The organism is Paraburkholderia sp. (assembly GCF_034668105.1).
GTDB lineage: Bacteria > Pseudomonadota > Gammaproteobacteria > Burkholderiales > Burkholderiaceae > Paraburkholderia.
In genome coordinates, this window is the sequence record NZ_JAXDPY010000642.1 from 20,783 (window position 1) to 27,090 (window position 6,308).

General features: G+C 64.6%; 4 protein-coding genes. 3 read left to right on the plus strand and 1 reads right to left on the minus strand.

The features are described from left to right. The first annotated feature begins 130 nt into the window (after positions 1 to 130). From QOC89_RS28460 to QOC89_RS28470, 3 genes are all read left to right on the plus strand, one after another. Positions 131 to 400, plus strand: coding sequence for a hypothetical protein (locus QOC89_RS28460; protein WP_323048083.1), 270 nt, complete (start codon positions 131 to 133; stop codon positions 398 to 400). A gap of 180 nt (positions 401 to 580) precedes the next feature. Continuing rightward, positions 581 to 4,792 (plus strand): CheR family methyltransferase, encoded by a 4,212-nt coding sequence (locus tag QOC89_RS28465; protein WP_323048084.1) that lies wholly within the window; start codon positions 581 to 583, stop codon positions 4,790 to 4,792. Positions 4,793 to 4,905: 113 nt separating this feature from the next. Continuing rightward, complete coding sequence (locus QOC89_RS28470) at positions 4,906 to 5,928, plus strand: alpha/beta hydrolase (RefSeq protein WP_323048085.1); 1,023 nt, start codon at positions 4,906 to 4,908, stop codon at positions 5,926 to 5,928. A 176-nt stretch (positions 5,929 to 6,104) separates the two neighbouring features. Here QOC89_RS28470 and QOC89_RS28475 read toward each other — a convergent pair. After that, on the minus strand, positions 6,105 to 6,308 hold a 204-nt coding region (locus QOC89_RS28475; protein ID WP_323048086.1), incomplete at its 5' end, for a class I fructose-bisphosphate aldolase.

Here is a 6,308-nt window from a genome sequence, read left to right on the forward strand (position 1 = left end):
ATTTGCGCGCGCAGCCGTGTTCGAAGTGTTTCATGACTCGCGGCACAAGCCTTGCTGTCAGGATAACGAGGTATGCGTACCGGCTGGCGCAGCCGGCGCAACCCGCTTCTTTTCGGACAGGAGAATCCCCATGAAGATCAGACACGCATTGCTCGTTTCGACACTGCTCGCCGCATCGTCGCTCGCGATGGCTCAGGGCGCCGGCGGCGGGGGCGGCCCAGCCGGCAATGACCCGAGTGGTGGCACCAACGCCGGTGCGACGCGCGAAGGCGGCGACATGCAGGCGTCCGGCGCCACGGCGCACAAGTCGAAGAAACACATGAAGCACACGAAGAAGCCGGCCACCGATACGACCAACACACCGGGCGCCGACGCCAGCAGCGACACCAAGGGGCAGTAAAGAGGAAGTGGGCTTCGCATAACGGCGCATTGTGCGAAGTCCGATCTTGCCCTCAACGGGAGGCGGGTCTTTGCAATGCAGCGCAACACACGCGACAATGCGAGCGGAACGCACGAGCCCATTGCCGCCAGAAGGCCAGAAGGCGAGGGCGCTGAGACGCGGTAGCGCACAAGGATGAGTATGGCGGGCAGTGAAGCAGGGGCGTCTCCAACTGAAAAGCAATCGACCGCGCAGACGAGCACCCAGACAGGCACAGAAGCGCACACCGGCAACCCGGATGCCGAGGCGGCGGCCATTCCCGCACGTGGCGCCGGCCAGCTGGACTTTCCGGTGGTCGGCATCGGTGCGTCCGCGGGCGGCGTGCAAGCGCTGCTGCGTTTCTTCGAGAACGCGCCGCCCGACATCGGCATGGCCTTCGTGGTGGTGCTGCATCTCTCTCCCGACCATGCGAGCAGCGCCGACCAGGTTCTGCAACATGCCACCGGCATGCCGGTGCGCCAGGTACGGCATGCCATGCCGGTCGAAAAGAACCACGTGTATGTGATTTCACCGTCACACGATCTGTCGCTCGAGGGCGGCCATCTGACGCCCATCGAAGTGGACCGGCCGCGTGGCCGGCCGATCGCCATCGACCTGTTTTTCCGCAGCCTCGCCGACGCGCACCGTGAGCGGGCCATTGCAATCGTGCTGTCGGGCACCGGTGCGGACGGCGCGACCGGCATTGGCCGTATCAAGGAACAGGGCGGCGTGACGATCGCGCAGGAGCCGATGGACGCCGAATACCCGGAAATGCCGCAGAACGCGATGGCAACGGGCATGATCGACCTGACGCTGCCGGCGGCCCAGATGCCGGGCAAACTTCGCGAGCTCGCCGACAACGCCCGCGCGATCCGTCTGCCGCCCGCGAACGACGAACCCGAAACGCTCGCGGTCGCGCGGCCCGATCCGGTGTCGAGCGCCGAGCGCGCTCTGCTGGGCGTGCTCGCCACCTTGCGCGCGCGCACCGGCCACGATTTCCGCCATTACAAGCGCGCCACGATCCTGCGGCGGATCGAGCGCCGTTTGCAGGTCAACGGCATTCCCGATCTGCAGACGTATCAGGACTATGTGCTCACGCATGCGGACGAAGTACCGGCGCTGCTCAAGGACATGCTGATCGGCGTGACCAATTTCTTCCGCGATCGCGAAACGTTCGAGGTGGTCGAGCACGAGATCGTGCCGAAACTGTTCCAGAAGAAATCCGAGGACGATCCGGTGCGCGCGTGGATCGCCGGCTGCGCGACCGGGGAAGAAGCTTATTCGCTGGCCATGCTGCTCACCGATCATCCGGAGCGCAATGAAGGAATACCGGTTCAGCTGTTCGCCACCGACATCGACGAACGCGCGATCGCTTTTGCCCGGGCGGGCCTGTATCCCGAGTCGATCACCGCGGATGTCTCCGCGCAGCGTCTGCGCCAGTTCTTCACCCCGGAACGCACGCATTTTCGCGTCTCCAAGGGCGTCCGTGAAAAGGTGCTGTTCGCCGTGCATAACGTGCTGCGCGATCCGCCGTTTTCGCGGGTCGACCTGGTATCGTGCCGCAATCTGCTGATCTATCTCGATCGCAGCGTGCAGAGCCAGGTGCTGCAAATGTTTCACTTCGCGCTGCAACCCGGCGGCTATCTGCTGCTCGGCAGTTCGGAATCCGCGGAGGCGGCGGGCGAACTGTTCACGCCGGTCGACAAGAAGAATCGTATTTACCGCGCGAACGTGGTTGCCAGCACCGTGCGGCCGCCGATCAGCATGCCGGTCCTTCAGCACGGCGGGGTGAGCGCCGCCGTCAGCATCGGACCGACGCCGCCGTTGCCGCAGACCTTGCCGTTCGCCGCCTTGCATCACCGCATTCTCGAGTTGTACGCGCCGCCAAGCGTGGTGGTCGATGCGGATGCGAACATCCTGCATATGTCCGAGCACGCCGGCCGCTTCCTGCGTTTCGTGCGCGGCGAGCCGTCGTATAGCCTGGTCATGCTGGTCAATCCGGCCTTGCGCCTGCAATTGCGCGCGGCGCTGTTCCAGGCCATGCGCAACGATAACGAGGTTGTCACCGCGCCGATCGAATTCACGTCCGAAGCGCAGGTACGGATCATCGTGCGCCCTTACAAGCGTACCGAGGATTCACCGGAATTCGCGCTGGTGCTGTTCGACGAGAGCGCCGCCAGCGCGCCGGCGGCAGCCGGTCCGCCGGCCGGCCCGGCCGCGCACGATTCGCTGGTCGGCCACCTCGAAGACGAACTGCATCGCACCAGACAGGAGTTGCGCTCCACGGTCGAGCAGTCGGAGGCTTCGACGGAAGAGCTGAAAGCATCGAACGAGGAATTGCAGGCGATCAACGAGGAACTGCGCGCGGCCACCGAAGAACTCGAGACCAGTAAGGAAGAACTGCAATCGTTGAACGAGGAGTTGTTTACCGTCAACGCCGAGTTGCAGGCCAAGATCGAGGAAACCGGCAAGGCCAAGGACGATCTGCAGAATGTGATCGCCTCGACCGGCATTGCGACGGTGTTCGTCGATCGCGAGATGCGTATCAAGCGCTATACGCCGGCGGCCACCGAACTGTTCAACGTGATTCCCTCCGACCTGGGCCGCCCGCTGCACGACATCACACACCGGCTCGACTATCCGCGAATGGCCGAGGACACGGTCACCGTGTTCGACTCGCTGCAACTGATCGAACGCGAGATTCGCGGCGTCGACGGCCGCTATTTCCTGACGCGCCTCTCGCCGTATCGCACGGCCGACGATCACATCGACGGCGCGGTGCTGACCATCGTCGATATCACGGCATTGCGACGTGCCGAGCAGTTGGTGCGCAACAGTGATGAGCGTTTGCATCTCGCCGCGCAAAGCACCAACGACTTCGCGATCATCGTGCAGGATATCGACGGCCGCGTGGTGACGTGGAACAAAGGCGCGGAGCGCTTCTTCGGCTACAGCGGGAGCGAGATGGCGGGGCAGTTGCTCGACCGGCTCTATCTGCCGGAGGAGCGCGAAGCCAATGCGCCTTCGCTGGAGCGGCAGCGGGCGCAGATCGACGGCCGTGTCGAAGACGAACGCTGGTACGTGCATAAAGGCGGCGCGCGGCTTTATTGCAGCGGCGTGATCACGCCGGTGTCGTCGGACAGTTTCAGCGGCTTTGCGAAGATCATGCGCGATCTGACGCAGCGCAAAGGCACCGAGGCGCTCGAACAGCGCAAGAATTCTCTTGAGCGTTCGGTGCGCCAGAAGGTGGAGGCGGCCAGCCGTCTGAAGGACGAATTCCTCGCGGTGCTGTCGCACGAGCTGAAGAACCCGCTGAACCTGATTCACGTGAAAGCGGACATGCTCGAGCGCGCGCCGTCGACGCAAGGCATGCCGGTGGTGCGCGATGCGGCCGACGCGATTCGCCGCTCGGTGATCAGCCTCGCCAAGATCATCGACGATCTGCTCGACCTGTCGCGTGTGCGCACCGGCAAGCTGGCACTGGAACGCTCGCGCGTGGACATCGCGGCGATCACGGCTTCGATGGGCAGCGCGATCGAAGCCGATGCGCTGGCGCATCAGGTGAACATCGCGATCCAGGGGGTTGCCGAGCCGTTCTTTATCGAAGCCGATGCCGTGCGCTTCGAACAGATTCTGTGGAACCTCGTCAGCAACGCGGTGAAGTTTACGCCGCCGGGCGGACGGGTGCGCCTGAATCTCTTGCGTGACAACGACTATGCCTGTCTCGAGGTTGAGGATACCGGGCGCGGCATCGAACCGGCCTTCCTGCCGCACGTATTCGACATGTTCAGCCAGGCCGAGGGTTCCCATCGGCGCCATAGCGGCGGGCTCGGTATCGGGCTTGCGCTCGTCAAACAGCTCGCGGAAATGCATGGCGGTCATGTGAAGGCGGAATCGGCTGGAGCGGGCAAGGGTGCGCGTTTCCGCGTCTGGTTGCCGGCCGCCAGCACTGTGCTGGTACCGGAAAGCCGCGAGACGCCGGGCGACGTCAGTATGCTCAAGGGCATGCGGATTCTGCTGATCGACGACGCGGTCGAAAGTTTGCAGGCGTTCCAGAGTCTGCTCGAACTCGAAGGCGCGCAAGTCTGGCCGCAAACCAATGGCCCCGACGCGCTGGCGGTCGCGGCCCATCAGCCGTTCGATCTGATCCTGTCCGATATCGGCATGCCGGGTATGGACGGCTACGAACTGATCGCGGCGCTGCGCAAACTGCCCGCTACCGCCTCGGTGCCGGCGCTCGCGCTGACGGGCTTTGGCCGGCCGCAGGACGCTACCCGTGCGATCCGCGCGGGCTACGACGGCCACCTCGGCAAGCCGGTCTCGCTGCAGGCGCTGCTCGACAAGATCGCGCGGGCCACCACCACGAATCGCTGAGCCGCCGTTCCACGGGTATATCGCTTGCTGAAAAGTGACGGCACACACGGCTCTCGAGCGCTGCTGGGAAAAGCCTCCGATGGGTCCGTTGGCCCACCCACAGGAGCTTTGACATGACACTCGGCGACACTATCAAGGGCATGGTCGGCATGGATCCCACGGGGCATGCCGACCCCGACATGAAAGCGGTGCTCGACGCACTCAAGAGCCTCAAACCGAAACCGATCGAAGACTGTTCGGTCGCCGAGGCAAGAAAGCAGCCCACCCCCGCGGACGCCGCCAAGCAGTTGATGGCCAATCCCGCCTACAGTTCGCGACCGTCGCCGGAACTCGAAGCGGTGCGCACCCAGGACATCACGATTCCCGCTGCGGCCGGCAGCAACCCGGCGCGGGTCTACACGCCGCAAGGGGCGGGGCCGTTCCCGGTGATCCTGTATTTCCATGGCGGCGGCTGGGTGATTGCCGACCTCGACACTTACGATGCCACGCCGCGCTCGATGGCCGCGCAGAGCAACGCGATCGTGGTGTCCGCGCATTACCGGCAAGCGCCCGAACACCGGTTGCCGGCCGCGCACGAGGACGCATTCGCCGCCTGGCGCTGGCTGGTGGACAACGCGGCGAGTCTCGGGGGCGACCCGGGCAAGCTTGCCGTGATGGGCGAAAGCGCGGGCGCCAATCTGGCGATCAACGTGTCGATCCGCGCGCGCGATACCGGATTGCAGATGCCGATTCATCAGGCGCTGATCTATCCGGTGGCGAGCAACAACATCGTGTCGATTTCTTATGAAGAAAATCGCAACGCCAAACCGCTGAACAAGCCGATGATGGTCTGGTTCTTCCACAACGTGATCAACAACGAACGTGATCTGACGAGCCCGCTGATCGATGTGGTCAGCGCCAACCTGTCCCGTTTGCCGCCCGCCGTGGTGGTGACGGCCGGCATCGATCCGTTACGCTCGGACGGGGAGAAGCTGGCGGAGAAGCTGAAAAGCGTGGGCGTGGCCGTCGAGCATCGCAACTACCGGGGCGCGACGCACGAATTCTTCGGCATGGCCGCGGTGGTGGCGGCGGCGCGCGATGCACAGACCTTTGTTTCGCTGGCACAACGTCAGGCGTTTGGCGGGGCGCCGCTTTGATGAGAGCGCGACGGAGCAGGCCGCTTGCAGGCGGACGCTGTGCTGAAGCGAGTGGTGCATCTGGTCTTGAGGTGCGCGGCGGCCGCGAGGCCGGGTGAGCCCGGCCGAACTCAAGCAAGCGGTCCGCCGCCCGGTGCCGATGTGGCACGGCACGCGCGGGCCGCTCGTGATAGTGGCTAGTTCTTTTCCTGCGAGGCCTCGTACTTGCCGAGCGCCGCCGCGCTGTTTAGCCGGGCACGCTTGAGCAGCGCCTCTTGCGCCTCTTTGACGTTGCTCGCCTGACCCTTCCAGGCTTGCAGCGGCGGCTCCTGCAACGCGCGGCCATACGAGAAGCTCAGATTCCAGGGCAGCGGCCCGAGGCGATTCATCGCATCCAGATT

Coding starts and splice junctions, on each gene's coding strand:
- QOC89_RS28460 (WP_323048083.1), top strand. CDS start 131: ATGAAGATCAGACACGCATTGCTCGTTTCGACACTGCTCGCCGCATCG.
- QOC89_RS28465 (WP_323048084.1), top strand. CDS start 581: ATGGCGGGCAGTGAAGCAGGGGCGTCTCCAACTGAAAAGCAATCGACC.
- QOC89_RS28470 (WP_323048085.1), top strand. CDS start 4,906: ATGACACTCGGCGACACTATCAAGGGCATGGTCGGCATGGATCCCACG.